Annotated in this window: 24 protein-coding genes; 5 read left to right on the plus strand and 19 right to left on the minus strand. The window is 68.6% G+C overall.

All coding sequences use genetic code 11. The features are described 5' to 3' along the window. Positions 1-61: 61 nt before the first annotated feature. Positions 62-1,795: an NAD(P)/FAD-dependent oxidoreductase gene (locus tag CGR01S_RS00730; protein ID WP_042421753.1), complete on the plus strand. Its 1,734-nt coding sequence runs from the start codon at positions 62-64 to the stop codon at positions 1,793-1,795. 202 nt (positions 1,796-1,997) lie between these two features. Here CGR01S_RS00730 and htpX read toward each other — a convergent pair whose 3' ends face one another. From htpX to CGR01S_RS00770, 8 genes are all read right to left on the minus strand, one after another. Beyond that, complete coding sequence (htpX, locus tag CGR01S_RS00735) at positions 1,998-2,879, minus strand: protease HtpX (protein ID WP_042421384.1); 882 nt, start codon at positions 2,877-2,879, stop codon at positions 1,998-2,000. A 220-nt stretch (positions 2,880-3,099) separates the two neighbouring features. Continuing rightward, a complete protein-coding gene (gene pyrC, locus CGR01S_RS00740) occupies positions 3,100-4,149 on the minus strand; it encodes a dihydroorotase (RefSeq protein WP_042421754.1) in 1,050 nt (349 codons plus the stop codon). A gap of 253 nt (positions 4,150-4,402) precedes the next feature. After that, on the minus strand, positions 4,403-5,140 hold the full coding sequence (locus CGR01S_RS00745) for an amino acid ABC transporter ATP-binding protein (protein WP_042421385.1): 738 nt from the start codon (positions 5,138-5,140) through the stop codon (positions 4,403-4,405). A 26-nt stretch (positions 5,141-5,166) separates the two neighbouring features. Beyond that, complete coding sequence (locus CGR01S_RS00750; protein WP_042421387.1) at positions 5,167-5,838, minus strand: amino acid ABC transporter permease; 672 nt, start codon at positions 5,836-5,838, stop codon at positions 5,167-5,169. A gap of 1 nt (position 5,839) precedes the next feature. Beyond that, a complete protein-coding gene (locus CGR01S_RS00755) occupies positions 5,840-6,595 on the minus strand; it encodes an amino acid ABC transporter permease (RefSeq protein WP_042421388.1) in 756 nt (251 codons plus the stop codon). Positions 6,596-6,693: 98 nt separating this feature from the next. Then, on the minus strand, positions 6,694-7,596 hold the full coding sequence (locus CGR01S_RS00760; protein WP_042421389.1) for a transporter substrate-binding domain-containing protein: 903 nt from the start codon (positions 7,594-7,596) through the stop codon (positions 6,694-6,696). Positions 7,597-7,716: 120 nt separating this feature from the next. Next, complete coding sequence (locus CGR01S_RS00765; RefSeq protein ID WP_042421391.1) at positions 7,717-8,601, minus strand: amino acid ABC transporter substrate-binding protein; 885 nt, start codon at positions 8,599-8,601, stop codon at positions 7,717-7,719. A gap of 240 nt (positions 8,602-8,841) precedes the next feature. Next, a complete protein-coding gene (locus tag CGR01S_RS00770; protein ID WP_042421392.1) occupies positions 8,842-9,783 on the minus strand; it encodes a LysR substrate-binding domain-containing protein in 942 nt (313 codons plus the stop codon). 150 nt (positions 9,784-9,933) lie between these two features. On the opposite strand from CGR01S_RS00770, the gene CGR01S_RS00775 reads away from it, so the two are divergent. The 3 genes from CGR01S_RS00775 to CGR01S_RS00785 all read left to right on the plus strand — a co-directional run bounded on the left by CGR01S_RS00775 (position 9,934) and on the right by CGR01S_RS00785 (position 12,918). After that, the gene (locus CGR01S_RS00775; RefSeq protein ID WP_042421393.1) at positions 9,934-10,512 is read left to right on the plus strand and encodes a TRAP transporter small permease; all 579 of its coding nucleotides are present in this window, start codon (positions 9,934-9,936) and stop codon (positions 10,510-10,512) included. Beyond that, positions 10,509-11,807, plus strand: coding sequence for a TRAP transporter large permease (locus CGR01S_RS00780; protein ID WP_042421395.1), 1,299 nt, complete (start codon positions 10,509-10,511; stop codon positions 11,805-11,807). The genes CGR01S_RS00775 and CGR01S_RS00780 overlap by 4 nt, the downstream gene beginning before the upstream one ends. A gap of 76 nt (positions 11,808-11,883) precedes the next feature. Beyond that, positions 11,884-12,918, plus strand: coding sequence for a DctP family TRAP transporter solute-binding subunit (locus CGR01S_RS00785; RefSeq protein ID WP_042421396.1), 1,035 nt, complete (start codon positions 11,884-11,886; stop codon positions 12,916-12,918). Between the two features lie 266 nt (positions 12,919-13,184). On the opposite strand, the gene CGR01S_RS00790 is transcribed toward CGR01S_RS00785, so the two are convergent. Then, positions 13,185-15,005, minus strand: a complete 1,821-nt coding sequence (locus CGR01S_RS00790; RefSeq protein ID WP_042421755.1) for an ABCB family ABC transporter ATP-binding protein/permease — start codon at positions 15,003-15,005, stop codon at positions 13,185-13,187. A gap of 41 nt (positions 15,006-15,046) precedes the next feature. Here CGR01S_RS00790 and CGR01S_RS00795 point away from each other — a divergent pair, with 41 nt between their 5' ends. Continuing rightward, a complete protein-coding gene (locus CGR01S_RS00795) occupies positions 15,047-15,457 on the plus strand; it encodes an acyl-CoA thioesterase (RefSeq protein ID WP_042421398.1) in 411 nt (136 codons plus the stop codon). Between the two features lie 18 nt (positions 15,458-15,475). On the opposite strand, the gene CGR01S_RS00800 is transcribed toward CGR01S_RS00795, so the two are convergent. The 10 genes from CGR01S_RS00800 to CGR01S_RS00845 all read right to left on the minus strand — a co-directional run bounded on the left by CGR01S_RS00800 (position 15,476) and on the right by CGR01S_RS00845 (position 25,400). After that, positions 15,476-16,249, minus strand: coding sequence for an enoyl-CoA hydratase/isomerase family protein (locus tag CGR01S_RS00800; RefSeq protein WP_042421401.1), 774 nt, complete (start codon positions 16,247-16,249; stop codon positions 15,476-15,478). Then, positions 16,249-16,923, minus strand: a complete 675-nt coding sequence (locus tag CGR01S_RS00805; RefSeq protein WP_042421402.1) for a TetR/AcrR family transcriptional regulator — start codon at positions 16,921-16,923, stop codon at positions 16,249-16,251. Before CGR01S_RS00805 ends, CGR01S_RS00800 begins: the two co-directional genes overlap by 1 nt. Before the next feature lie 264 nt (positions 16,924-17,187). Next, positions 17,188-17,727 (minus strand): bactofilin family protein, encoded by a 540-nt coding sequence (locus tag CGR01S_RS00810; RefSeq protein ID WP_042421403.1) that lies wholly within the window; start codon positions 17,725-17,727, stop codon positions 17,188-17,190. A 140-nt stretch (positions 17,728-17,867) separates the two neighbouring features. After that, positions 17,868-18,350 (minus strand): thioesterase family protein, encoded by a 483-nt coding sequence (locus tag CGR01S_RS00815; RefSeq protein ID WP_042421404.1) that lies wholly within the window; start codon positions 18,348-18,350, stop codon positions 17,868-17,870. A gap of 102 nt (positions 18,351-18,452) precedes the next feature. After that, positions 18,453-19,229, minus strand: a complete 777-nt coding sequence (locus tag CGR01S_RS00820; protein WP_042421405.1) for an enoyl-CoA hydratase — start codon at positions 19,227-19,229, stop codon at positions 18,453-18,455. A gap of 34 nt (positions 19,230-19,263) precedes the next feature. Further along, entirely contained in the window at positions 19,264-20,091 is an 828-nt protein-coding gene (locus tag CGR01S_RS00825; RefSeq protein WP_042421406.1) for an acyl-CoA thioesterase, read from the minus strand. Between the two features lie 28 nt (positions 20,092-20,119). Further along, entirely contained in the window at positions 20,120-21,001 is an 882-nt protein-coding gene (locus tag CGR01S_RS00830; RefSeq protein WP_042421407.1) for an alpha/beta hydrolase family protein, read from the minus strand. A gap of 204 nt (positions 21,002-21,205) precedes the next feature. Then, positions 21,206-22,399 carry an acetyl-CoA C-acyltransferase gene (locus CGR01S_RS00835; RefSeq protein ID WP_042421408.1) on the minus strand — a complete coding sequence of 398 codons (1,194 nt, stop codon included), beginning with the start codon at positions 22,397-22,399 and terminating at the stop codon, positions 21,206-21,208. A 30-nt stretch (positions 22,400-22,429) separates the two neighbouring features. Then, positions 22,430-22,999, minus strand: coding sequence for a DUF4442 domain-containing protein (locus CGR01S_RS00840; protein ID WP_042421409.1), 570 nt, complete (start codon positions 22,997-22,999; stop codon positions 22,430-22,432). Position 23,000: 1 nt separating this feature from the next. Then, positions 23,001-25,400 carry a 3-hydroxyacyl-CoA dehydrogenase/enoyl-CoA hydratase family protein gene (locus CGR01S_RS00845; protein WP_042421411.1) on the minus strand — a complete coding sequence of 800 codons (2,400 nt, stop codon included), beginning with the start codon at positions 25,398-25,400 and terminating at the stop codon, positions 23,001-23,003. Between the last annotated feature and the right edge of the window lie 36 nt (positions 25,401-25,436).

A 25,436-nucleotide genomic window follows, 5' to 3' on the forward strand; every position in this document is an offset into this window, starting at 1 on the left:
CGACGCCCTAAAATCGGCATCCCCCCGCACTGATTGCCCGATGACCACGGGCCTGCATGCCATGATCCGCCTGTCCGAACTGCGGCTGCCGCTGTCTGCGCTGCCCACCGACCCCGAGCAACACCCCGTCGACGCGCTGCGCGCCCTGGCCGCGCAGACCCTGGGTACGCCCCCCGAGGCGATCGCGCAGGTGCATGTGCACAAGCGCAGCTTCGATGCGCGCAAGGCCGATCTGCTGGCCGTGTACATCGTCGATCTGACGCTGACTGGCCCCGCCCAGGAAAGCGCCCTGCTCGCACGGCACGCGGGCCAGCCGCACATCCAGCCCACGCCCGACATGGCCTGGCGCCCCGTGGGCCAGGCCCCGGCCGGCCTGCGCGAACGCCCGGTGGTGGTGGGCTTTGGCCCCTGCGGCATCTTCGCGGCGCTGGTGCTCGCGCAGATGGGCCTGCGGCCCATCGTGCTCGAGCGCGGCAAGGCGGTGCGCGAGCGCACCCAGGACACCTGGGGCCTGTGGCGCAAGCGCGAGTTGAACCCCGAGAGCAATGTGCAGTTCGGCGAGGGCGGCGCGGGCACCTTCTCCGACGGCAAGCTCTACAGCCAGATCAAGGACCCGCGCCACCTGGGCCGCAAGGTGATGGAGGAGTTCGTGCAGGCCGGCGCGCCGCCCGAGATCCTGTACGTGGCGCACCCGCACATCGGCACCTTCAAGCTCGTCAAGGTGGTGGAAACCTTGCGCGAGCAGATCATCGCGCTGGGCGGCGAGGTGCGCTTCCAGCAGCGCGTGACCGACGTGCTCATCGAGCAGGACGGCGCCGGCCAGCGCCGGCTGCACGGCCTGCGCGTGCTCGACCAGGCCACGGGCGAGACCCACGAGCTGGAGGCGCGCCACGTGGTGATGGCCCTGGGCCACAGCGCGCGCGACACCTTCGCCATGCTGCACGAGCGCGGCGTGCACATGCAGGCCAAGCCGTTCTCGGTGGGCTTTCGCATCGAGCACCCGCAGGGCGTGATCGACCGCGCGCGCTGGGGCCGCCACGCCGGCCACCCGCTGCTGGGTGCGGCCGACTACAAGCTGGTGCACCACGCCAGCAACGGCCGCACGGCCTACAGCTTCTGCATGTGCCCCGGCGGCACCGTGGTGGCGGCGACCAGCGAGAGCGGCCGCGTGGTGACCAACGGCATGAGCCAGTATTCGCGCAACGAGCGCAATGCCAACGCCGGCATGGTGGTAGGCATAGACCCGCAGGACTACCCCACCGACCCGGCCGCGTTCGAGGCCCAGCTCGGCGCCACCTACGGCGTGGAAGCGCTGAAGGACGGCGCACACCACCCCCTGTCGGGCATCGTGCTGCAGCGCCAGTTGGAGTCCAACGCCTACCTGCTGGGCGGCAGCAACTACAACGCGCCGGCCCAGCTCGTGGGCGATTTTCTGGCGGGCCGGGCCTCGCAGGCGCTGGGCAGCGTGGAGCCCTCGTACAAGCCCGGCGTGACGCCCTGCGACCTGCGCGCGGCCCTGCCCGGCTACGCCACCGAGGCGCTGCGCGAGGCCCTGCCCGCCTTCGGCCGCAAGATCAAGGGCTTCGACATGCACGACGCCGTGCTCACCGGCGTGGAGACGCGCACCTCCTCACCGCTCAAGATCGGCCGGGGCGAGGACTTCCAGAGCCTCAACACTTCGGGCCTGTACCCGGCGGGCGAAGGAGCGAGCTACGCCGGCGGCATTCTCTCGGCCGGCGTGGACGGCATCAAGGTGGGCGAGGCCGTGGCACGAACAATGCTCACAACCCCCTGAGGCGCTGTGCGCCTTCCCCCTTCTCTCGGCTTCGCCGGGAAGGGGGACGCCACCAGCGCGGCGGGGCGGCCCTTGCGCGGTGGCTGCTGGCCTGGGCCGCGCCAGCAGCATTCACCGCAGAGGGTGCAGAGCCCCGTGAAAAAAGCGCCAGAGGCCGAAGCCACCTGGCGCTTGTGAGGTTACCGGAGCGGCCGGGCCGCGATCAGCCCTGGCTTTGCATGTTTTGCAGCGCAGCAATGCGCTCTTCGATGGGCGGATGGGTGCTGAACAGCTTGCCGATGCCCCCGGCAATGCCCATGGCCGCCATGCTCTTGGGCAGTTCGGCCGGGTGCACGCCGCCCAGGCGCGCCAGGGCATTGATCATGGGCTGGCGGCGCCCCATGAGCTGGGCAGCACCGGCGTCGGCGCGGAACTCGCGCTGGCGCGAAAACCAGGCCACGATGATGGCGGCCAGGAAGCCCAACACGATGTCGAGCACCACGGTGGTGACCATGTAGCCGATGCCGGGGCCGCTGTCGCGGTCGTCGCCCTTGCGCAGGAAGCTGTCCACGGCGTAGCCGATGACGCGCGAGAGGAAGACCACGAAGGTGTTCATCACGCCCTGGATCAGCGTCATGGTCACCATGTCGCCGTTGGCGATGTGCGCGACCTCGTGGCCGATCACGGCCTCGACCTCCTCGTGCGTCATGCTCTGCAGCAGGCCGGTGGAGACGGCCACCAGGGCCGAGTTCTTGAACGCGCCGGTGGCGAAGGCATTGGGGTCGCCCTCGAAGATGCCGACCTCGGGCATGCCGATGCCGGCCTTGTCGGCGAACTTGCGCACGGTCTCGACGATCCAGGCCTCATCGGCACTGCGCGGCTGGTCGATGATTTGCACGCCCGCGCTCCACTTGGCCATGGGCTTGCTGATGAGCAGCGAGATGATGGCGCCGCCAAAGCCCATGACGAAGGCGAAGCCCAGCAGCGCGCCCAGGTTCAGCCCGTTGGCGGTGAGATAGCGGTTCACGCCGAGCAGGCTGGCAACAATGCCCAGCACGGCCACCACGGCGATGTTGGTCAACAGGAACAGAACGATGCGTTTCATGGCTCTCCACGGAAAAGTGGTGGGTTGTCAGAACGGGAAGCGACTACATGGGGACGCCCAGGCGCTCCTTCAAGCCGCGCCCGGCCAAAGCCGGGGGGCGGACTGCGAGAGAGTCATCATAGAAGCAAAAGGTTCGCCGCGGGCACGCCCGGTCTTGGCCTGCGCTATCTATTCAATAGCTTGCAGCGCTTTATGCATGCGCCTTGCAGCCCTATTTTGCTCAAACTCCGGGCACCAGCCGCCACGGCAGCGCCTCGCCCGCGCGCAGCGGCTTGAGCTCGGCCGCGCCAAAGGCAAAGCTGTCGGGCGGCGTCCAGGCCTCGCGGCGCAGGGTGATGGTGCCGCGGTTGCGCGGCAGGCCGTAGAAGGCCGGGCCGTGGAAGCTGGCGAAGGCTTCGAGCTTGTCGAGCGCCCCGGCCTTGTCGAAGGCCTCGGCATACATCTCCATGGCTGCGTGCGCGGTGTAGCAGCCGGCACAGCCGCTGGCATGCTCCTTGAGGTGCGCGGGGTGCGGCGCGCTGTCGGTGCCGAGGAAGAACTTGGGGCTGCCGCTGGTGGCCGCCTGCACCAGCGCCTGGCGGTGCACTTCGCGCTTCAGGACCGGCAGGCAGTAGTAATGCGGGCGGATGCCGCCGGTGAAGATGGCGTTGCGGTTGTAGAGCAGGTGGTGCGCGGTGAGCGTGGCGGCGGTGAAGCGGTCGGCCTCCTGCACGTACTGCGCGGCTTCCCGGGTGGTGATGTGCTCGAACACGATCTTCAGCTCGGGGAAGTCGCGGCGCAGCGGAATGAGCTGCTGCTCGATGAACACGGCCTCGCGGTCGAACAGGTCGATGTCGGGGCTGGTCACCTCGCCGTGCACCAGCAGCAGCAGGCCGGCCTTCTGCATGGCCTCCAGGGTCGGGTAGATCTTGCGGATGTCGGTCACGCCGGCGTCGCTGTTGGTCGTGGCGCCCGCGGGGTAGAGCTTGCAGGCGACCACGCCGGCTTCCTGGGCCCGGGCGATTTCCTCGGGCGGCAGCCTGTCGGTGAGGTACAGCGTCATCAGCGGCTCGAACGCCAGGCCGGCGGGCACGGCGGCGAGGATGCGCTGCTTGTACTCCAGCGCCTGCTGCGCCGTGGTCACGGGCGGGCGCAGGTTGGGCATGATGATGGCGCGGCCGAACTGCGCGGCGGTGTGCGGCACGACGGTGTGCAGAGGCTCGCCGTCGCGCACGTGCAGGTGCCAGTCGTCCGGGCGGGTGAGCGTGAGGGTGTCGGGGGTGGCGGTCATGGGCTGCATTGTCCCATCCACCCGCCGACTTCCAAAACCATAGCGTCTAGCGCTTGCTGCATGGACATTGCAGGCCAAAAAGGCATGAAAAAAGCGCCCGAAAGCGCTTTGGATAGCTGGCGGCCTCATTGATCGCGCGGCCCAGACCAAGGCCACCGCGCAAGGGCCGCCCCGCCGCGCTGGTGGCGTCCCCCTTCCCGGCGATAGCCGAGAGAAGGGGGAAGCGGCGCAGCCGCTCAGGGGGTTGCCCCTATCAATGCTGCAGGATCTTGTTCAGGAAATCCTTGGTGCGCGGCTGGCGCGCGTCGGGGTTGCCGAAGAACTCGTCCTTGGAGCAGTCCTCCAGGATCTTGCCGCCCACGTCCATGAAGATCACTCGGTTGCTCACGCGCTTGGCAAAGCCCATTTCGTGCGTCACGCACATCATGGTCATGCCCTCGTGGGCCAGGCCCACCATCACGTCCAGCACCTCGCCCACCATTTCGGGGTCGAGCGCCGAGGTGGGTTCGTCGAACAGCATGACGATGGGGTCCATGGAGAGCGCGCGCGCAATGGCCACGCGCTGCTGCTGGCCGCCCGAGAGCTGGCCGGGGAACTTGTCCTTGTGCGCCGTCAGGCCCACGCGGTCGAGCATTTTCAGGCCGCGCACGCGGGCGTCGTCGGGGCTGCGGCCCAGCACCTTGATCTGCGCGATGGTGAGGTTCTCGGTCACCGACAGGTGCGGGAACAGCTCGAAGTGCTGGAACACCATGCCCACGCGCGAGCGCAGCTTGGGCAGGTCGGTCCTGGGGTCGTGCACGGCCGTGCCATCGACCCAGATCTCGCCCTTCTGGATGGGTTCGAGCGCGTTGATGGTCTTGATGAGCGTGGACTTGCCCGAACCCGAGGGGCCGCAGACGACCACCACCTCGCCCTTGCGGATGCTGGTGGAGCAGTCGTTCAGCACCTGGAAGGAGCCGTACCACTTGGAAACGTTCTTGAGTTCAATCATGGTTCACATTCCTCTGGCGCGCGCCATCAGCGGATGATGGCAATTTTCTGGTGCAGGCGTTTGACGGCATACGACAGCGCATAGCACAGCACGAAATAGACGACGGCGGCCGCAAGATAGGCCTCGATGGGGCGGCCGAAGTTCTTGCCCGCGACCTCGAAGCCCTTGAGCATGTCGTAGGCGCCGATGGCGTAGACCAGCGAGGTGTCCTGGAACAGGATGATGGTCTGCGTGAGCAGCACAGGCAGCATGTTGCGGAAGGCCTGCGGCAGGATCACGAGCTTCATGTTCTGGCCATAGGTCATGCCCAGGGCCTGGCCCGCGAACACCTGCCCGCGCGGGATGGACTGAATGCCCGCGCGCATGATCTCGCTGAAGTAGGCCGCCTCGAAGGCAACGAAGGTGATCACGGCCGAACTCTCGGCGCCAATGGGCCGGCCGATGAGCACCGGCACCAGCAGGAAGAACCACAGGATCACCATCACCAGCGGAATGGAGCGCATGCCGTTGACGTAGACGGTGGCCGGCAGCTCCAGCCAGCGCTTGCCCGACAGGCGCATGAGCGCCAGCAGGGTGCCAAAGAACACGCCGCCCAGCGTGGCCACCAGCGTGAGCAGCAGGCTGAAGACCAGGCCCTTGGCAACGAAGTTGCTGATCAGGTCCCAGTTGTAGAAGGAAAAATCGAGCGCGAGATTCATGTCAGTGCCCTCCCGCGCCACCGGCGGCGACCATGCCCGGCACGCGCAGGCGCTTCTCGATGAAGGCCATGATGCGGTTGATGGCGAAGGCCGAGACGATGTACAGGCCGGTGACGGCCAGGTACACCTCGACGCCGCGTGCCGTCTCCTCCTGCGCCTGCATGGCGAACATGGTCAGCTCGGCCACCGACACGGCGAAGGCCACCGACGAGTTCTTGAAGATGTTCATGGTCTCGCTGGTGAGCGGCGGAATGATGATGCGAAACGCCATGGGCAGGAGCACGTAGCGGTAGGTCTGGAAGGTGGTGAACCCCACAGCCATGCCCGCGTAGCGCTGCCCGCGCGGCAGCGCCTGGATGCCCGAGCGCACCTGCTCGGCAATGCGCGCCGAGGTGAAGAAGCCCAGGGCGAACACCACCAGCACGAAACCCGGCAGCGACTTGAGCGCCGGGAAGATGGCGGGGATCACGTGGTACCACAGGAAAATGTGGACCAGCAGCGGAATATTGCGGAAGAACTCCACCCAGGCATTGCCCAGACGCACCACCCAGGGGCGGTCCGGCAAGGTGCGCAAGGTGCCGATGATGGAGCCCACCACCAGCGCGATCAGGAGCGACAGCAGGGAGACGGACACCGTCCAACCCCAGGCCGACAGCAGCCAGTCGAGGTAGGTGATGTCGCCGTTCTTGCCGAAGCACCCGGCAACGGCTTGCTGTTCTATGGTGTCCTGGCAGAACACCTGCCAATCCCAGGTCATGGGCTCACCTCTCAAAATAAGGAATACCGGGCTGCGCGGGCAACCCACAAAAAAGCCCCTTCAAACCCCGGGTCTGAAGGGGCGCAAGTCATACCGGCTTACTTGGCCTGGTAGTCTTCCATGGGCTTGTCGTTGGGGTGTTCCCAAGCGTTCTTGGTGGCCTCGGACAGAGGCAGACCGACCTTCTGGTTGGCCGGCGGGATGGGCTGCATGAACCACTTGTCATAGGACTTGGCGAGCGTGCCGTCCTTGATCTGGCGCACGATGGAGTCGTCCACGGCCTTCTTGAAGGCAGCGTCGTCCTTGCGCAGCATGCAGGCGATGGGTTCGACCGACAGCACTTCGCCCACGATCTTGAAATCGCTGGGGTTCTTGGACTTGGAGATATTGCCCGCGAGGATGGAGCCGTCCATGATGAAGGCGTCGGCGCGGCCCGTCTCCAGCATCAGGAAGCTGTCGGCGTGGTCCTTGCCCATGACTTCCTTGAAGGTCAGGCCCTCGGCGCGCTTGTTCTTGCGCAGGGTCTGCACCGAGGTCGTGCCGGTGGTGGTTACCAGGGTCCGGCCGTTCAGGTCCTTGATGCCGGTAATGCCCGAGTTGGCCTTGGTGGCGATGCGCACCTCTTCCACGTAGGTGGTGACGGCAAAGCTCACTTCCTTCTGGCGTGCCAGGTTGTTGGTGGTGGAGCCGCACTCCAGGTCCACGGTGCCGTTGGTCACCAGCGGAATGCGGTTCTGCGAGGTCACGGGCTGGTACTTGACTTCCATCTTGGCCAGGCCCAGCTGCTTCTGGATGTCGTGCGCGATGCGCTCGGCCATTTCGGTGTGGAAACCCACGTACTTGCCGTCGCCCAGGGTGTAGGCCAGCGCGCCCGAGGATTCGCGCACGCCCAGCGTGATGGTGCCGGAGGACTTGATCTTGGCCAGGGTGTCGTTCGCCTGGGCCATGGCGGTGCCTGCAGCCAGAACGGTGATGGCGGCTGCCAGCAGTGTTTTCTTCATACTTGTCTCCTTGTGGTCAACGAAAAAGAAGGGATGGATAGCAACGGCACGCCCCGAGTACGGCTTGCACGGCTCGCGCGATGGTAACCGCTGTTGCGTGGGGCTTGCAGTGGGGAATGCTCACAGCGGCACGAAGTCGGTCGGGTACTTCCAGAAATCGCGCAGCAGATAGCTCGCGGGCATGTTCAGCGCCGTGCCCTTGGGGGCGATGGGGCGCAGAAACCATTTGTCGTAGATGTCGTAGATCTCGCGGCTGGCGATCAGGCGACGCATCTCCTCGTCCACGAGCTTCTTGAAAGCGGCATCGCCCTTGGGCAGCATGATGGCCAGGGGCTCGGTGGTCAGGAAGCGCCCGACCACCTTGAGCGCCTTGGGATCGGCGCGGTTGGCCGCCAGCCCGAAGAGCAGCACGTCGTCCATGAGAAAGGCATCGGCCTCGCCGCGCTCGACCATCTCCACGGCCTTGGCGTGGTCCGGCGCGGTCAGGATGCTCAGGCCCAGCAGGCGCTCGCGGTTGGCCTGCTCCACCGCCTTGAGCGGGGTGGTGCCCTGGGTGGACACCAGCTTCTTGCCCGTGAGGTCTTCGATGCGCTCGACGGAACTGCCGGCCTGCACCAGCAGGCGCGCGCCGGTGATGAAGTGCGGGATGGTGAAGGCCACCTTCTGGCGGCGCTCGGCATTGTTCGTCGTGGAGCCGCACTCCAGATCGGCCTGGCCCTGCTCCACCACCTGCACCCGGTTGGCCGGCGTGACCTGCAGGAACTCCACGGCCAGGTCCTTCTGCCCGGTCTTCCGGCGCACGGCATCGGCCAGGCGCAGGCACAGGTCCACCGCATAGCCCATGGGCTTGCCGTCCACCACGTAGGAGAACGGCACGGACGATTCGCGGTGCGCCACCACCAGCTTGCCGCCGGCGGCGATGCGCTCGAGCACCGTCTGCGCCCACGGGGCAGCGGCGCTGCACAGCAGCGCCAGACACACGGCGAGGTTTCTCAATGCGGTCATGCGGGTCTCCAGGCAGGGCGCCGGCACGGTCAGGCATGCACGATGCCGTGGCGCAGTGCGGGGTTGCTTTCCACAAGATGGAAAGCGATCGCCAAGGCGCGGAATGTTAGCCGCCGCGGCACGGCATTTCCAATGCCGAATCAGCGCGCAGTCATGAAAATAATGTATGGCAGCGCCAAACCCGCCCCGCGCGCCCTGCCTGGGGATGCGCGCCGCACCAGGGCCTGGTGCGGCCCGGTCCTACACGGCGGCGCCGCTGCCGGCCTGCGTCTGCAGGTATTCCCACAGCGCCTGCGCGGTGCCCTTGGGCGGCTCCTTGCCGGTGGGCTTTTCGCGGTAGGCGCGCACGTCCATGACCATCTCCAGCGGTGCGCCGCCCGGGGGCACGGCGCTGACCAGGCGGCGCGCCTTGAGCTCCTTCTTCACCGCGCTGTAGGGCAGGAAGGCCACGCCCTGCCCTTCCAGCGCCATGGCCTTGAGGCCCTCGGCCATGTCGGTCTCGTACACGCGGTCGAGGTGGATGGGCGTGCTCGACTGCTTGAGGATGAGCTCGGTGATGCGCCCGAGGTAGGCGCCCGGCGCGTAGCCCAGGTAGGGCAGCGGCTCACTGGGCTTGCCCGGCAGGCAGTACAGGGGGCGGCCCTCGGCGTCGGGCTTGCTGTAGGGGGCCAGGGGCTCCTTGCCCAGGCTGACCATCTCGTAGCGGTCGGCGCCGAGCTGGAAGGGCTGCGAGTCGTGGTGGTAGGTGATGAGCAGGTCGCAACTGCCCTCGACCAGGCGCATGAGCGCGTCGTGCACGTTGAGCGCGATGAGCCGGCTCTTGAAGGGGCCGAACTTGTCGCGCAGGCCCGCCACCCAGTTGGGGAAGAAGGTGAACGCCAGCGTGTGCGGCACGGCGAACTCGATCATGTCCTGGCTGGTGGTGCCGTGCGTGCGCAGCATGGCGCGCGTGTTCTGCAGGGCCTGCAGGATTTCCAGCGACTGGTCGTACAGCGTCTTGCCGGCCGCCGTCAGGTGCGTGGGGTAGGAGCTGCGGTCCACCAGGTCCGTGCCCGCCCAGGCCTCCAGCGCCTGGATGCGGCGCGAGAACGCCGGCTGCGTGACGTGGCGCAACTGGGCGGAGCGGCTGAAGCTGCGCGTTTCGGCCAGGCTGACAAAATCCTCAAGCCATTTGGTTTCCATCGGCGAATTATCACTCCGCCGCGCCGCCGGCCGCCGGCGCCGCGCATGGGAAATCCCCGGGAACGCGCGCACGCCGCACCCCGCATAATGCGCTGTCGCCCTGCCTGGGCGGCCGGGCGCTGCGCCCGTGGCCGAGTACCCCCCGATCCCATGTCCCACGCCCCTGCCCCGGGTTCCGATCCCGACGACTGCGCCCCCGTGGCGCCCGAGCCCACTGCCGAACCGCGCTCGCTGCGCCTGGAAGACGCACTCACCGCTGGCGCCATGGCGCTGCTGGCGCTGATCACCTTCGCCAACGTCATCGTGCGCTATTTCACCGACTCCTCGTTCGCCTGGACGGAGGAGCTCTCGGTCTTTCTGATGATCGTGCTCGCGCTGGTGGGCGGCTCCTCGGCCGTGGCGCGCGACCGGCATATCCGCATCGAGCTCTTCTGCGCCAGCGGCACGGCGCGGCGGCGCCGGCGCCTGGCGCAACTGGGCGCGGCCCTGGTGGCCCTGCTGTTCGCCCTGATCGCGGTGGTGAGCGTGCGCGTGGTCTGGGACGACTGGCGCTTCGAGGAGACCTCGCCCGGCATCGGCGTGCCGCAGTGGTGGTATTCGGCCTGGCTGCCGGTGCTCGCAGCGCTGATCGCCTGGCGCGCCGTGGGCCTGTTCCTGCAGCGCACGCGCCAGCCCGACGCCGCCTACCTCGCGGACGAGGCCGCGCCCGCACCGGAGCGCCAGCCATGATCGCCACGCTGCTGTTTGCCGCCTTCGCCGTGCTGATGTTCCTGGGCGTGCCCATTGGCGCGGCCCTGGGCCTGGCGGGCGCCACGGCCATCGGCCTGGCCAATGCCGAGTCGCAGTGGTTCGGCCTGCTGGCCGTGCCGCAGAACTTCTATGCCGGCCTGGGCAAGTACCCGCTGCTGGCCATCCCCATGTTCGTGCTGGTGGGCTCCATCTTCGACCGCTCGGGCGTAGCGCTGCGCCTGGTGAACTTTGCCGTGGCCATCGTCGGGCGCGGCCCGGGCATGCTGCCGCTGGTGGCCATTGCCGTGGCCATGTTCATGGGCGGCATCTCGGGCTCGGGCCCGGCCACGGCGGCGGCCGTGGGCGGCGTGATGATCGCCGCCATGGCGCGCGCAGGCTATCCGGCGGCGTTCTCGGCCGCCGTGGTCGCCGGCGCCGCGGCCACCGACATCCTGATCCCGCCCTCGGTGGCCTTCATCGTGTACTCGGTGCTCGTGGCGGGCGCCTCGGTGCCCGCGCTGTTCGCCGCGGGCATGTTCCCCGGCGTGCTGGCCGGGCTGGCGCTGGTCATCCCCGCCGTGTGGCTGGCGCGGCGCCACCACATGGGCCACCTGGAGGCCGACCTGCCGCGCCCGCCGTTCTGGCGCAGCCTGCGCGAGGCCGCCTGGGGGCTGGCCGCGCCCGTGGTCATCCTGGGCGGCATGCGCATGGGCTGGTTCACGCCCACCGAGGCCGCCGTCGTCGCCGTGTTCTACGGCCTGTTCGTGGGCATGGTGGTGCACCGCACCATCCGCGTGCGCGATCTGTTCGAGATCCTGCGCGAGGCGGGCGAGCTCTCGGCCGTGATCCTGGTCGTGGTCTCGCTCGCCGGCATCTTCGCGTTCTCGCTCTCCACGCTGGGCGTGATCGACCCCGTCACGCGCGCCATCGTGGACTCGGGCCTGGGCGAGGCGGGCACCCTGGCCGTGCTGCTGGTGCTGCTGCTCGTCATGGGCATGTTCCTCGACGGCATCTCCATCATGCTGATCTTCGTGCCTCTGGTGCTGCCGCTGGTGCAGCACTACCAGTGGGACGTGGTGTGGTTCGGCACGGTGCTGGTGCTCACCATCGCCATCGGCCAGTTCACACCGCCCATGGCCGTGAACCTGATGGTGGCCTCCAAGATCGCCCAGGTGCGCATGGAGGCGACCACGCGCTGGGTGCTCTGGTTGGTGCTGGCCATGTGCGTGGCCATGCTGCTCGTCGTCGTCTTCCCGCCCATTGCCCTGTGGCTGCCGGCCCGCCTGGGGTATTGATGTTTTGTGGCTCCAGTGCTTGATGGGCAAGCGCTGGCAGCTTCTTTTTCTGTAGCAAACCAAGGAGACCTGAACCATGCAACTGCGCACCTTCCTCACTGCCACCGCGGCCGCCGCCACGCTGCTGACCCTGGGCCTGGGCACCGCCCAGGCCCAGGCCTACAAGAGCGAATACCGCATGTCGCTGGTCGTGGGCACGGCCTTCCCCTGGGGCAAGGGCGGCGAGATCTGGGCCCACAAGGTCAAGGAGAAGACCCAGGGCCGCATCAACATCAAGCTCTACCCCGGTGTGTCGCTGATCCAGGGCGACCAGACGCGCGAGTTCTCGGCCCTGCGCCAGGGCGTGATCGACATGGCCGTGGGCTCGACCATCAACTGGTCGCCCCAGGTCAAACAGCTCAACCTGTTCTCCCTGCCCTTTCTCATGCCGGACTACGCCGCCATCGACGCGCTGACCCAGGGCGAGGTGGGCAAGCAGCTCTTTGCCACGCTGGACAAGGCCGGCGTCGTGCCCCTGGCCTGGGGCGAGAACGGCTACCGCGAGCTCTCCAACTCCAAGCACGCGGTCAAGAGCCCAGCCGACATGAAGGGCCTGAAGATCCGCGTGGTGGGCTCGCCGCTGTTTGTGGACACCTTCACCGCCCTGGGCGCCAACCCCACACAGATGAGCTGGGCCGACGCCCAGCCCGCCTTTGCCAGCGGTGCCGTCGATGGGCAGGAAAACCCCATGAGCATCTTCACCGCCGCCAAGCTGCACAACGTGAACCAGAAATACCTCACGCTGTGGGGCTATGTGGCCGACCCGCTGGTGTTCGTGGTGAACAAGGAGGTCTGGAACTCCTGGACGCCCGCCGACCGCGAGGCCGTGCGCCAGGCCGCCATCGAGGCAGGCAAGGAGCAGATCGCCATCGCGCGCAAGGGCCTGGTCGAGCCCGGCCAGCCGCTGTTCAAGGACATCGAGGCCAATGGCGTGACCGTCACGCGCCTGTCGCCACAGGAGCGCGAGGCCTTCGTCAAGGCCACCCGCCCGGTGTACGCCAAGTGGAAGGCGCAGATCGGCGCCGACCTGGTGGACAAGGCGGAGAAGGCCATCGCAGCGCGCAAGCCCTGAGAAGGTGTGAACGAACCCACCATGCCCGCTCATCCCGCCAAAACACACCCGCTCGGCGTTGCAAATGCTCGCCATAGCACGCGCTATGGCTGCGCTTTGCGCCTTGATCGGCCGCGTTGTGACGGCCTGCTCGGGCACGCCGGATTCATTCATACCTTCTGAGCATGCCTGCGGGCCGCCCCGGGCGGCGGCCCTGGCGCCGCGCGCCCAGGCGGCGCCCTCAACAGCTATTATTTCAATAGCTGGCAGCGCTTGATGGATCAGCGCTAGGGGCTTTTTTCCCCATTGTTTTGCTGCAGCGCCCACATGCGCGCATAGCGCCCGCCGGCGGCCAGCAGCGCGGCGTGCGTGCCGCGCTCGGCGATGCGGCCGGCCTCCATCACCAGGATTTCGTGCGCATCGACCACGGTGGAGAGGCGGTGCGCGATCACCAGCGTGGTCTTGCCCTGCGCCACGGCGCGCAGTTCGGCCTGGATGGCGCGCTCGTTCTGCGAGTCCAGGGCGCTGGTGGCCTCGTCGAAGACCAGGATGGGCGGGTTCTTGAGCAGCGTGCGCGCAATGGCCACGCGCTGCTTCTCGCCGCCCGAGAGCTTGAGGCCGCGCTCGCCCACCATGGTCGCGTAGCCCAGGGGCTGGGCGGCGATGAAATCGTGGATGTGCGCGGCGCGCGCGGCCTGCTCCACCTCGGCCTGGGTGGCGCTGGTGCGGCCGTAGGCGATGTTGTAGGCCACGGTGTCGTTGAACAGCACGGTGTCCTGCGGCACGATGCCGATGGCGCGGCGCAGGCTCTCCTGCGTGACGGCGCGGATGTCCTGCCCGGCGATGGTGATGCGCCCGCCCTGCACGTCGTAGAAGCGAAACAGCAGGCGCGCCAGCGTGCTCTTGCCCGCGCCCGAGGGGCCGACCACGGCCACCGTGCGGCCCGCCGGGATCTCGAAGCTCACGCCCTGCAGGATGGGCCGCGCCGGGTCGTAGGCGAAGTGCACGTCCTCGAAGCGCACGCTGGGCTGCTGCAGGCCCTGCAGGGCCGGGGCGCCCGGCGCGTCGGCCACTTCCTGCGGCCGGTCCATCAGGGTGAACATCTTGTCGAGGTCGGTGAGGCTTTGCTTGATCTCGCGGTAGATCACGCCGAGAAAGTTCAGCGGGATGTAGATCTGGATCATGAAGGCGTTGACCATGACCAGGTCGCCCAGCGTCAGGCGGCCGGCGGCCACGCCCTCGGTGGCGCGCCAGAGCATGGCCACCAGCCCCACGGCGATGATGCACTGCTGCCCGGTGTTGAGCAGCGAGAGCGAACTGCGGCTCTTGAGCTGCGCCAGGCGCAGGCGCTCGAGGCTCTCGTCGTAGCGGTGCGCCTCGAACTGCTCGTTGTTGAAGTACTTGACGGTCTCGTAGTTCAGCAGCGAGTCGATGGCCTTGCTGTGCGCGGCCGAGTCGAACTGGTTGGCCTGGCGGCGAAACTGGATGCGCCACTCCGTCACGCCCACGGTGAAGGCGATGTACAGCGCCAGCGCCGTGAGCGTGATCACGGCAAAGCCCGCGTCGAAGCGGCTGCCCAGCACGGCCAGCACGAGCAGCACCTCGACCAGCGTGGCCGCGATGTTGAACAGCGCGAACGACACCAGCGACTCGATGCCGCGCACGCCGCGCTCGATGTCGCGCGTCATGCCGCCGGTCTGGCGCTCCAGGTGAAAGCGCAGCGACAGGCCGTGCAGGTGCTCGAAGGTGCGCAGCGCAATGCTGCGCGCCGCGCCGTGCGTGGCCTTGGCGAACACCAGCTCGCGCAGCTCGTTGAACAGCGAGGTGCACAGGCGCAGCCCCCCATAGGCCAGCAGCAGGCCCACGGGCACCACGAGCAGCGCGGTGGCGGCGCCCGGTGGCGGCGCCATGGTGTCAACAAGCTGCTTGAGCAGCAGCGGCACGCCCACGTTGGCCAGCTTGGCCCCCACCATGAAGGCGATGGCGGCCAGCACGCGCCCGCGGTACTGCCAGAGGTAGGGCAGCAGGCGGCCGAGCGTGCTCCAGTCGGAATGCGTGCGCGCCGTCTCGACGGCGGCGGGGGAGGAGGAATCGCCGTGGCGGCGCATGGTCATAATGCCTGTTGCAAACCAAACCCGAGATCGTACCCATGTCCCTGGATTCCAGCCGTCCCCCCGCCGATTTGCCCACCGACAAGGAACTGGTGCTCAAGGTCATTCCCATGCCCGCGGACACCAATGGCAACGGCGACATCTTCGGCGGCTGGGTCATGGCCCAGGTGGACCTGGCCGGCTCGGTGCTGCCCGCGCGGCTGGCGCAGGGGCGCATGGCCACGGTGGCGGTCAACGAGTTCATCTTCAAGCACCCGGTGCGCGTGGGCGACATCCTGTCGCTCTACGCCGGCATCACGCGCGTGGGGCGCACCTCCATCACCGTGGAGGTGGAGGTCTTTGCCGAGCGCTTTGCCCAGCAGGGGGAGTACGCCAAGGTGACCGAGGCGCGCCTGACCTATGTGGCCATAGACGCCGACGGCCGCCCGCGCCCGCTGCCGGCGCGCTGAGCGCAGCGCCCCCGTCCCTCAAAAGCGCGCGAAGTCCGGCGCGCGCTTTTCGATGAAGGCCGTCACCGCCTCGGCCAGCTCGGGCGACTGCAGGCTCGCCTGCAGCGCCTCGCCCTCGGCCGCCAGCGCCGCCTGCAGCGCCGCCGCATGGCCCTGGCGCAGCAGGCGCTTGGCCGCGGCCACCGGGGCGGGCGCGAGCTGCGCCAGCGCCTCGGCCGTCTGGCGCGCATGCGCCAGGGCCTGGCCCTCGGGCGTCACCTGCGTCACCAGGCCGGCGCGCAAGGCGGTTTCGGCGTCGAAAGGCTCGCCCAGCAGCACGATCTGGCTCGCCAGGCGCATGCCCGCGCTCAGCGGCAGCAGGTAGCTGGAGCCGAACTCGGGCACCAGGCCCAACCGTGCGAACGGCAACTGGAAGCGCGTGCCCTGCGCGGCGTACACGAAGTCGCAGTGCAGCAGCAGCGTGCTGCCGCCGCCGATGGCCAGCCCATGCACGGCAGCCACCAGGGGCTTGCCAAAGCGCGTGAGGCGCTGCAGCAGCCGTGACAGGGCGGACTTGTCGTAGCCTTCGGCGAGCAGGCCGTGCTGCACGCTCTTGAGGTTGGCGCCGGCGCAGAACGCATCGCCCTCGGCGCTCAGCAGCACCACGCGCACGGCGGGGTCGGCGTCGGCCTGGGCCAGGTGCGCCTCCAGGGCATCGAACCAGGCGTCGTCCATGAGGTTGCGCAGGCCCGGCTGGCCAAAGCGCAGGTGCAGCACCTTGTTCTGGATTGCGGAATGGAAGGTGGGGGTCATCAAGCGGTCTCCATGAAAACGGGGGGCGGCGGGCCGAGGAACAGGGCCAGGGCCTGCTCCGCCAGGGCATCGGGCGGCAACGGCCCCTCGGGCCGGTACCACTGCACGGTCCAGTTGAGCGCGCCCAGGATGAACAGGCGCGCCAGGCGCGGCTCGGCGCGCAGCAGGCCGGCGGCGTGCAGGGCCTGCAGCACGGGCATCCAGGGCGCCTCGTACGCGGTCTTCAGGCGCGCAATGGCACTGCGCTGCGCGGGCGAGAGCGCGCGCCACTCGTACAGCATCACGGGGATGAAGTCGCCCTCGGGGCCGAACAGGACTTGCATGTGGTGGCGCACCAGCGCCGCCAGGCGTGCATGCGCCGGCGCATCGGCCGGCAAGGCCTGAAGCAGGGCGTCCTGGCTGCGCACGGCCTGCTCCAGGCCCTCGTGCACCACGGCGTGCAACAGCGCGCTCTTGCTCTCGAAATGGTAGAACGGCGAGCCGCTGCGCATGCCGGCAGCAGCGGCGATGTCGCGCGTGCTCACGGCGGCGAAGCCGCGGCTGCGGAACAGGCGCGCGGCGCTGCGCACCAGCTCGCGGCGGCGGTTGCCTTCGTCGCGCGCCTCGGGGGGCTTGCGCGGACGCCCGCGCGCACGCCGAGGCGCGTCAGCGGCAGCGGTGTCGTGCACGTCCATGCACCGCACGATAGCCGGGCTTCAGGTTTTTAGCAAGCGCTTGCTTGGTGAATATACCGGGCGGGCGCGGCACCCCGGAGGTATTTGACTTCCGTGGCCCATGCTGCAGGCAACACCCACAGCACATGCAACGGGCGCGGCCAGACCAGCGGCCGCCGCGCAAGGGCAGCCCCGCCGCGCTGGCGGCGTCCCCCTGCCCGCAGCGCACAGCGCTGCGAGAGCGGGGGGAAGGCCCGCAGGGCCTCAGGGGGGTGTTCTATTTCTTCAAGCCGGGACGGCAACCGCCTCTGCCGGCCGGCTGGCGCGCGCTGCCGTGCCCACCTCGACCTCGCCGCTGAGCTGGCCGCCCTCCTCGATCACGAGCTTGCCGTAGCGCACCTTGCCGCTGACCCGGCCTGTGCCGTGGATGACCAGCTTCTGGCGCGCCGTGAGCGTGCCGCTGAACTCGCCGTGGATCTCGGCGATGTCGATCTCGGCGGCGCCGCGGAAGGCCCCCTGCTCGGCAATCTGGATCACGCGCGAATCCATGGTCGCCTCGACCGTCCCCTCGACCACCAGCGTATCGCAGTCGGTGATCTCGACCCCCTTGAGCTTGATGTTGGGCCCCACGGTGAGCTTGCTGCCCGTGGTCTCGGGCACCGCCTTGGGCGCGGCGGCGGCGGCCTGCGCTGCGGCTGCGCTGCTGGCGGCGGCCTGGGCCGCGGCGTGGGACGTGCCCGCGGCATGCGGCAGCACGGCGGACGAGGAACGGGGGGCGAGCGCATCGGGTTCGCGCCGGCCAAAGAAGGGGTTTTGCACGGCCATCGGTTCTCCTGAGGACAAAAAGCCCATGGTAGGAGCCGTGCCCGCGCCAAACACCCTGCATTGCGCAAGATCGGTAACCAGGTGGTTCAACCGTTGCATGCGCTTGCAGTCTTTGCAAAGGCCCACAGGCCCGCGCGGTCTCAGGACACGATGTAGGCGGCCGCCCCGGCGGACATGAGCTTGCCGTCGGGGCCGAGGAACTCCATGCGCGTGGTGGCCACGCGCGAGCCCAGGCGCAGCACCTCGGCGCGCAGCTCGAAGTGGCTGCCGATGCCGGGGCGCAGGTAGTCGATGCGCAGGTCGATGGTGCCCAGCTTGGCGAAGCGGTGCAGGCGCTGCAGGGGCTCTTCGTCCATGTGGCGCGCGCCGATGGCGGCCATGACCGCCAGGCCGCCCATGGCATCCAGCCCGGCGCTGATGACGCCGCCGTGGATGCGGTTGTAGGCGAAGTGGCCCACGAGCTCGGGCTTCATGGCGATGCGGCCCACGACCCCGTCGGCCTGCAGGCGCTCGATCTTCAGGCCCAGCACCTGGTTGAAGGCGATGCGCTCCTCGAAGATGGCCTTGAGCCCGGCGACGAACTCGGGCTCGAAGGGCGGCGGCGGTGCGGAGGACTTGCTCATGGGACTCCTGGGCTGGGCGGGCGCTGCGCCCAAAAGCTATGAATCTTATAGCTGCTAGCGCTCTGTTCAAGAGCGCCAGAGCCTATTTTCATCCCAAACCCATCAGCATTGGCTGAAGTCTGGCTTGCGTTTTTGCATGAAGGCGGTGAAGGCTTCGCGCGCGGCGGGTTCGCCCAGCATGCGGCCAAAGCTCGCACCTTCGGTGGCCATGCGTTCGAGCACGGGCGCAGTCTGCCCGAGCTTCATCAGGCGCTTGGTCTCCACCAGGGCGGACAGCGGCTTGGCCGCGAGCTTGCGCGCCTGGGCCTGGGCCACGGCATTGCATTCGGTGGGCGGCACCACGCGGTTGACCAGACCCACCTCCAGCGCCGCCTCGGCCATGAAGGGCTCGCCCAGCAAGAGCGCCTCGGCCGCGCGGTGGTAGCCCAGCATCTGCGGCAGCAGCAGGCTGGAGGCCGCCTCGGGGCACAAACCCAGGTTGACGAAGGGCATGGAGAACGCGGCGTTGTCGCCCGCGTAGACCAGGTCGCAGTGCAGCAGCAGGGTGGTGCCTATGCCCACGGCCGGCCCGCAGACGGCGGCGACCACGGGTTTGGGAAAGCTGGCGATGGCGCGCAGGAAGCGGAACACCGGCGAATCCTGCGAGGCCGGCGGCTGCTGCAGGAAGTCGCCGATGTCGTTGCCGGCGCTGAAGACCGTGGGGTCGCCCTGGATCACGACCACGCGCACGCTGTCGTCCTGCGCGGCGGCTTCCAGGGCGTCGGCCAGCGCGGCGTACATGGCGCGGGTGATGGAGTTCTTCTTGTCCACGCGGTGGAAGGTCAGCGTGGTGATGCCGCCTTCGGCGTGCACGAGGATGTCGGTCTGCGGTTCGCTCATGGGAGATCCTGGGGGTGTGCGAGGGCGCGGGCCCTCATTCCTTGTAGTAGACGATCTGGTGGCTGGTGGCGAGCATGGTGCCCGCCTCGTTCCACAACTGCGCGGTCTGGTCGAAGAAGCCGTTGCGGAACTCCTGCGCACGTGCCTGCCCGAGCACGAAGCCCGTGCCGGTGGCCTGCAGTTGCGCGGCGCTGGCGTGGAAGTACACGGTGATGGACACCGTGCCCGCGGGCACCTGCACCGCACGGCGCAGCCACACGCGCGGGAAGAACACGTCGGCCAGCGCGGCGAGCGCGCAGAAATCCAGCGGCCGCTCGGGCGTGTCGCGGATCCACAGTTGCGTGAGGCTGCTGTCGCCCTGGCCGTTCCAGCGCTGCGGCAGCGCGCCCGCGACGGGGCGCAATTCGTAGCGGTTGAACCACTCCACGCCGCCCACCGGGCCGATGCGCTCCAGCGCCTCGGGCTGGGGCACGGCGGGCATGGGCTGATCCGACAGGCTCCAGGTCTCGCGCCGCGCGGCCGTCACGGCCGTGGCCGTGGTCGTGACCACGCTGGCGCCCTGGGCGTCGGTCTGCAGCAGCGAGACCGTCCAGTGCTGCGTGGAGCGGTTGGTGCGCACCGGCACGGCCTGCACGGTGAACGGCCCCGTGGACAGCGCCGCGGCGTAGTTCACGGTGAGCGACAGCGGATCGCCCAGGCGCTCGGGGTGCAGCAGGATGGCCTGCAGCAGCGTCGCGGCCGTGATGCCGCCGAACGGCCCGACCATGTTCCAGTACGCTGCGTGGGTGTGCCCGCGGTAGTGGCCCGGCGCCGTGGCTTCGAGCGCGAGGGCCTGATCGAAGGGGTGGTGGTGTGTGCTCATGGTGCCGAGTGTGCCGCGAATCCGCGCATCATGCCGTCGTGCCGGCGACTGGCGTGCCGGTGTGCGCCAGCCCCTGTAGCTGCGCCACCGCGCGCGGCCACAGCGTCTGGCGGAACTGCTCGCGGAAGAAACCGAAATGCCCGATGCGCAGTGCCTTCACGTCCTGCGGCGCGATGCGCTCGACGCGCGTGGGCGCGTTGCTGTAGAGATTGACCAGGGCGTGCGTGCCGCGCAGCGTCATGAGTTCGTCGTCGCTCATGGACAGCGCCAGCACCGGAAAGCGCACCGCGCCGTAGCTCTGCGCCACGGCCGGCCCCTCGGCGCCCACGCTGTAGGTGGGGCTCAGGCACCAGCGGCGCCACTGCAGGATCACGCCGGCCGGCAGGTCACCCACCTTGCGCAGCTTGCGGCCGGGGAAGTAGCCGCACAGGCGCGTGGCCAGCGGCACCAGCACCCACCAGAAGTACGGAACCATGCGCTTCAAGCGCGGCGCGTTGTCGCGCCAGTAGCCGCTGCCGGCGGCCACGCTGAGCAGGCCGTCCACCTGACTGGGGTCACGCAGCAGGCCGGGCAGCTGCGCGCCCAGGCTGTGGCCCAGCAGGTACAGCGGTTGCTGCGGCAGCGCCGCGCGGGCGGCCGCGATCACGGCCTCGTAGTCGCGCGCCCAGTCGAACAGGTCGGCGCGCACCTCGCGCATCGGGCCCACGAGCGAATCGCCATGACCCCGGTAATCGAACGTGGTGACGCGAAAGCCCTGCTGCGCCAGCCACTGCGCGAACGAGGCGTAGTAATCCTGCCGCACCCCCATGGCCCCGCCGATGACCACGCTGGCGCGCGCCGCGCCCTCGGGCTCGAACACGCACAGCGCCACGCTGACACCTTCATCGACCCGCAAGGTCTGCTTGTTCATGCCTGTCTCCTGTCCATCATGCCGATCTGCGTCGACTTGAGTTTCAGAACACTCCGCCCTCAAGAAAGGGCCTGCACCCCGCCCTCAAGGGCGTAGCGAGCGGGATGGGCTGCTAGGCGGACGGAGCGCAGCAACCGGAGCGTACTTGCGGTACGCGAGGATTGCGAGCACCGCCCAACGACGCAGACCGCCCGCGCAGTAGCCTTACACCGCCTCGAAGATGCCGGCGGCGCCTTGGCCTGTGCCCACGCACATCGTCACCATGCCGTACTTCAGCTTGTGGCGGCGCAGCGCGTGCACCACCGTGGCGGCGCGGATGGCGCCCGTGGCGCCCAGCGGGTGGCCCAGGGCGATGGCGCCGCCCATGGGGTTGACCTTGGCCGGGTCCAGGCCCAGCGTGTTGACCACGGCGAGCGACTGGGCGGCAAAGGCTTCGTTGAGCTCGAACCAGCCGATGTCCTCGTGCTTGAGGCCGGCGTAGCGCAGCGCGGCGGGAATGGCCTCGATGGGGCCGATGCCCATGATCTCGGGCGGCACGCCGCGCGCGGCGTAGCTCACGAAGCGCGCCAGCGGCGTCAAGCCGAACTGCTTGACGGCCTTCTCGCTCGCCAGGATCAGCGCGCCCGCGCCGTCGCTGGTCTGCGAGCTGTTGCCGGCCGTGACGCTGCCGCGCGCGGCGAACACGGGCTTGAGCTTGGCCAGGCCTTCGAGCGAGGTGTCGGGGCGCGGACCTTCGTCCAGGTTCACGGTGCGGGTCTTGATCCTGACTTCACCGGTGGCCAGGTCGGGCGTGCGCTCGACCACGTCGATGGGCGTGATTTCGTCGGTGAACTCGCCGGCCTTCTGCGCCTTGAGGGCGCGCAGGTGGGATTCGAGCGCAAAGGCGTCCTGCATCTCGCGCGTTACCTTCCACTGCTGGGCCACCTTCTCGGCCGTCAGGCCCATGCCGTAGGCGATGCCGACGTTCTCGTCACGGGCGAACACCTCGGGGTTGAACGAGGGCTTGTTGCCGCCCATGGGCACCATGCTCATGGATTCGGCGCCACCGGCGATCAGCACGTCGGCCTCGCCCACGCGGATGCGGTCGGCGGCCATCTGGATGGCCGTGACGCCCGAGGCGCAGAAGCGGTTGACGGTGACGCCGCCCACGGGGTGGTCGAACGCCAGGCCCATGGCGATGCGGGCCATGTTCATGCCCTGCTCGCCCTCGGGGAAGGAGCAGCCGATGATGGCGTCTTCGATCGCCTTGGGGTCCAGCGTGGGGACCTGCAGCATGGCGCTCTTGATGGCGGCCACCAGCAGGTCGTCGGGGCGGGTGTTGCGGAAGTAGCCGCGGCCCGAGCGCCCGATGGGCGTGCGCGTGGCGGCAACGATGTAGGCGTCTTGGACTTGTTTCATGATGAGATCCTTACCTTGAGAGGTTGGGGCCTAGGCCCGCTGCTTGGCTGCGGCGTTGGGTCCCGCAACGGCACTGGTGGTTTTCTTGGCCGAGGGCACCCAGGCCCAGATGAATTCGCATTCGACCGGCTGCGCGCCCGATTCGTCGCTCACCTGCACGGCCACGGTGACTTCGCCCTTGTCGCTTTGCTGCATGAGCGCACGCTGCTCGTCGGTCAGCGTGGCCACGGCGCGCAGGGCGCCCTGGGCACGCCGCTTGAAGGCGACGCGCAACTCCTTGGCCAACGGCAGGCAGTCGTCGCGCACGTTCATGCCCACCACCATGCCGGTGGCCGTTTCGGCCAGCAGTGTCATGGCGGCGGCGTGCACGCCGTGGATATGGTTCTGCACGCGGCGCTGGTTGGCCACGGCGATCTCCACGCGCTGCGGCGTCAGCGCCACGTACTGCAGGCCAGCCGTGCCGGTGAACGGTACGGCGCGGCGCAGCACCCAGTTGCGCGCCCAGGGGCGGGCGAACGCGGGCACCCGGTCGAGCTGGCCCAGGGTGCGGGCCAGACGGTTGGGGCGCGCGAACGCGCTGGCGGCGGGAGCGGCGTTCATGTCAGTTGCGCACGGGCTTGCCGGTGGACAGCATGCCCATGATGCGTTCCTGGGTCTTGGGGTGGTCGAGCAGGCTGCAGAAGGCCTTGCGCTCCAGGGCCATGAGGTACTCCTCGCTGACCAGGGTGCCGGCATCCACCTCGCCGCCGCACACCACGCCCGCGATCAGGCTGGCGATGTGGAAGTCGTGCGCGCTGATGAAGCCGCCGTCACGCATGTTGACGAGCTGCGCCTTGATGGTGGCAATGCCGCTGCGGCCCGCCACGGGGAACAGGCGCTTGTGCGGTGCACGGTAGCCGCTGGCAAACATGGCCTTGGCCTCGTTGATGGCAACGAACAGCAGTTCGTCCTTGTGCGCCACGACCACGTCGCTCTCGAGCAGGTAGCCGAGCTTGCGCGACTCCAGCGCGCTGGTGCCCACCTTGGCCATGGCGGCGGCGGTGAAGCCTTCGGTCAGGAAGGGCAGCACGTCCTTGGAGGTGGATAGCTGCATGTTCTCGGCCGCGCGGCGGGCGATGTAGGTCAGGCCGCCCGCGCCGGGCACCAGGCCCACGCCGACTTCGACCAGGCCGATGTAGCTTTCCATGGCCGCCACGCGCTTGCTCGAATAGATGGCCAGCTCACAGCCACCGCCCAGGGCGATGCCGCGGATGGCGGACACCACGGGCACGTTGGAGTAGCGCAGCGCCAGCATGGCTTTCTGCAGTTCGGCCTCGGCGCCTTCCACGGCCTTGGCGCCGCCCATCATGAAGGCGGGCAGCATGGACTGCAGGTCGGCGCCGGCAGAGAACATCTCGTCGGGCGACCAGACCACCAGGCCCTGGTAGCGCTCCTCGGCCATGGCCTGGGCCTTGAGCAGGCCCTCGATCACACCGCCGCCGATGGCGTGCATCTTGGTCTTGATGGAGGCGATGAGCACCTGCTCGTCCAGCGTCCACAGGCGGATGGACTCGTCCTCGAACAGCGTGGTGCCCGCCGTCTTGGCGCTGGGGGCGTTGGCGCCCAGCACGCTCTCGGGGAAATGCTGGCGCGCATACACGGGCAGGCTGCGCGGGGGCACGAACTGGCCGGTGGTGGGGTTGAACGAGCCTTCGGGCTGGTGCACACCGCCGCGCTCGGCCACGGGGCCCTTGAACACCCACTCGGGCAGCGGTGCCTTGCACAGCGCCTTGCCGGCGTCGATGTCTTCCTGGACCATCTGGGCGACTTCCAGCCAGCCTGCTTCTTGCCACAGCTCGAAGGGGCCCTGCTTCATGCCAAAGCCCCAGCGCATGCAGAAGTCCACATCGCGGGCGTTGTCGGCGATCGATGCCAGGTGCACGGCGGCGTAGTGGAAGCTGTTGCGCAGGATGGCCCACAGGAACTGGCCTTGCGCGCCTTCGGCATTGCGCAGGAGCTTGAGGCGCTCGGCCGCGGGCTTCTTGAGCATGCGGGCATAGACCTCGTCGGCCTTCTGGCCTGCGGGCACATAGTCCTTGCTCGCCAGGTCGAAGCGCAACACGTCGCGGCCCACCTTCTTGAAGAAGCCAGCCTTGGTCTTCTGGCCCAGGTGGCCCATGTCCAGCAGGGTCTTGAGCACTTCGGGCGTGGCGAAGCTGGCGTAGAAGGGGTCGGTCTCGATGGACAGCGTGTCCTGCAGCGTCTTGATGACGTGGGCCATGGTGTCCAGGCCCACCACGTCGGCGGTGCGGAAGGTGCCGCTCGAGGCGCGGCCCAGCTTCTTGCCGGTGAGGTCATCGACCACGTCGTAGCTCAGGCCGAAGTTCTCGACCTCTTTCATGGTGGCCAGCATGCCGGCGATGCCCACGCGGTTGGCGATGAAGTTGGGCGAGTCCTTGGCGCGCACCACGCCCTTGCCCAGCGTGCTGGTGACAAAGGCTTCGAGCGCGTCGAGGTAGCGCGCCTCGGTCGTAGGGGTGTTGATCAGCTCCACCAGCGCCATGTAGCGCGGCGGGTTGAAGAAGTGGATGCCGCAGAAGCGCGGCTTGATGGCGTCGGGCAGCGCCTCGGAGAGCTGGGTGATCGACAGGCCCGAGGTGTTGGACGCCACGATGGCGTGAGGCGCGACGTGCGGCGCGATCTTCTGGTACAGGTCGAGCTTCCAGTCCATGCGCTCGGCGATGGCCTCGATGACGAGGTCGCATTCCTTGAGCAGGTCCATGTGCTCTTCGTAGTTGGCCTGCTGGATCAGCGCGGCGTCCTCCGCCACGCCCAGGGGCGCGGGCTTGAGCTTCTTGAGGTTGTCGACGGCGCGGGTGACGATGCCGTTCTTGGCACCTTCCTTGGCCGGCAGGTCGAACAGCACCACGGGCACCTTGACGTTGACCAGGTGCGCAGCGATCTGCGCGCCCATCACGCCAGCGCCGAGCACGGCGACTTTCTTCACTTGAAATCGGGACATGTTATGCGTTCCTTGTTGAATGGCCTTGCCGCGCGC

This window comes from Comamonas granuli NBRC 101663 (assembly GCF_000739995.1).
GTDB classification, from domain to species: Bacteria; Pseudomonadota; Gammaproteobacteria; order Burkholderiales; family Burkholderiaceae_C; genus Simplicispira; species Simplicispira granuli.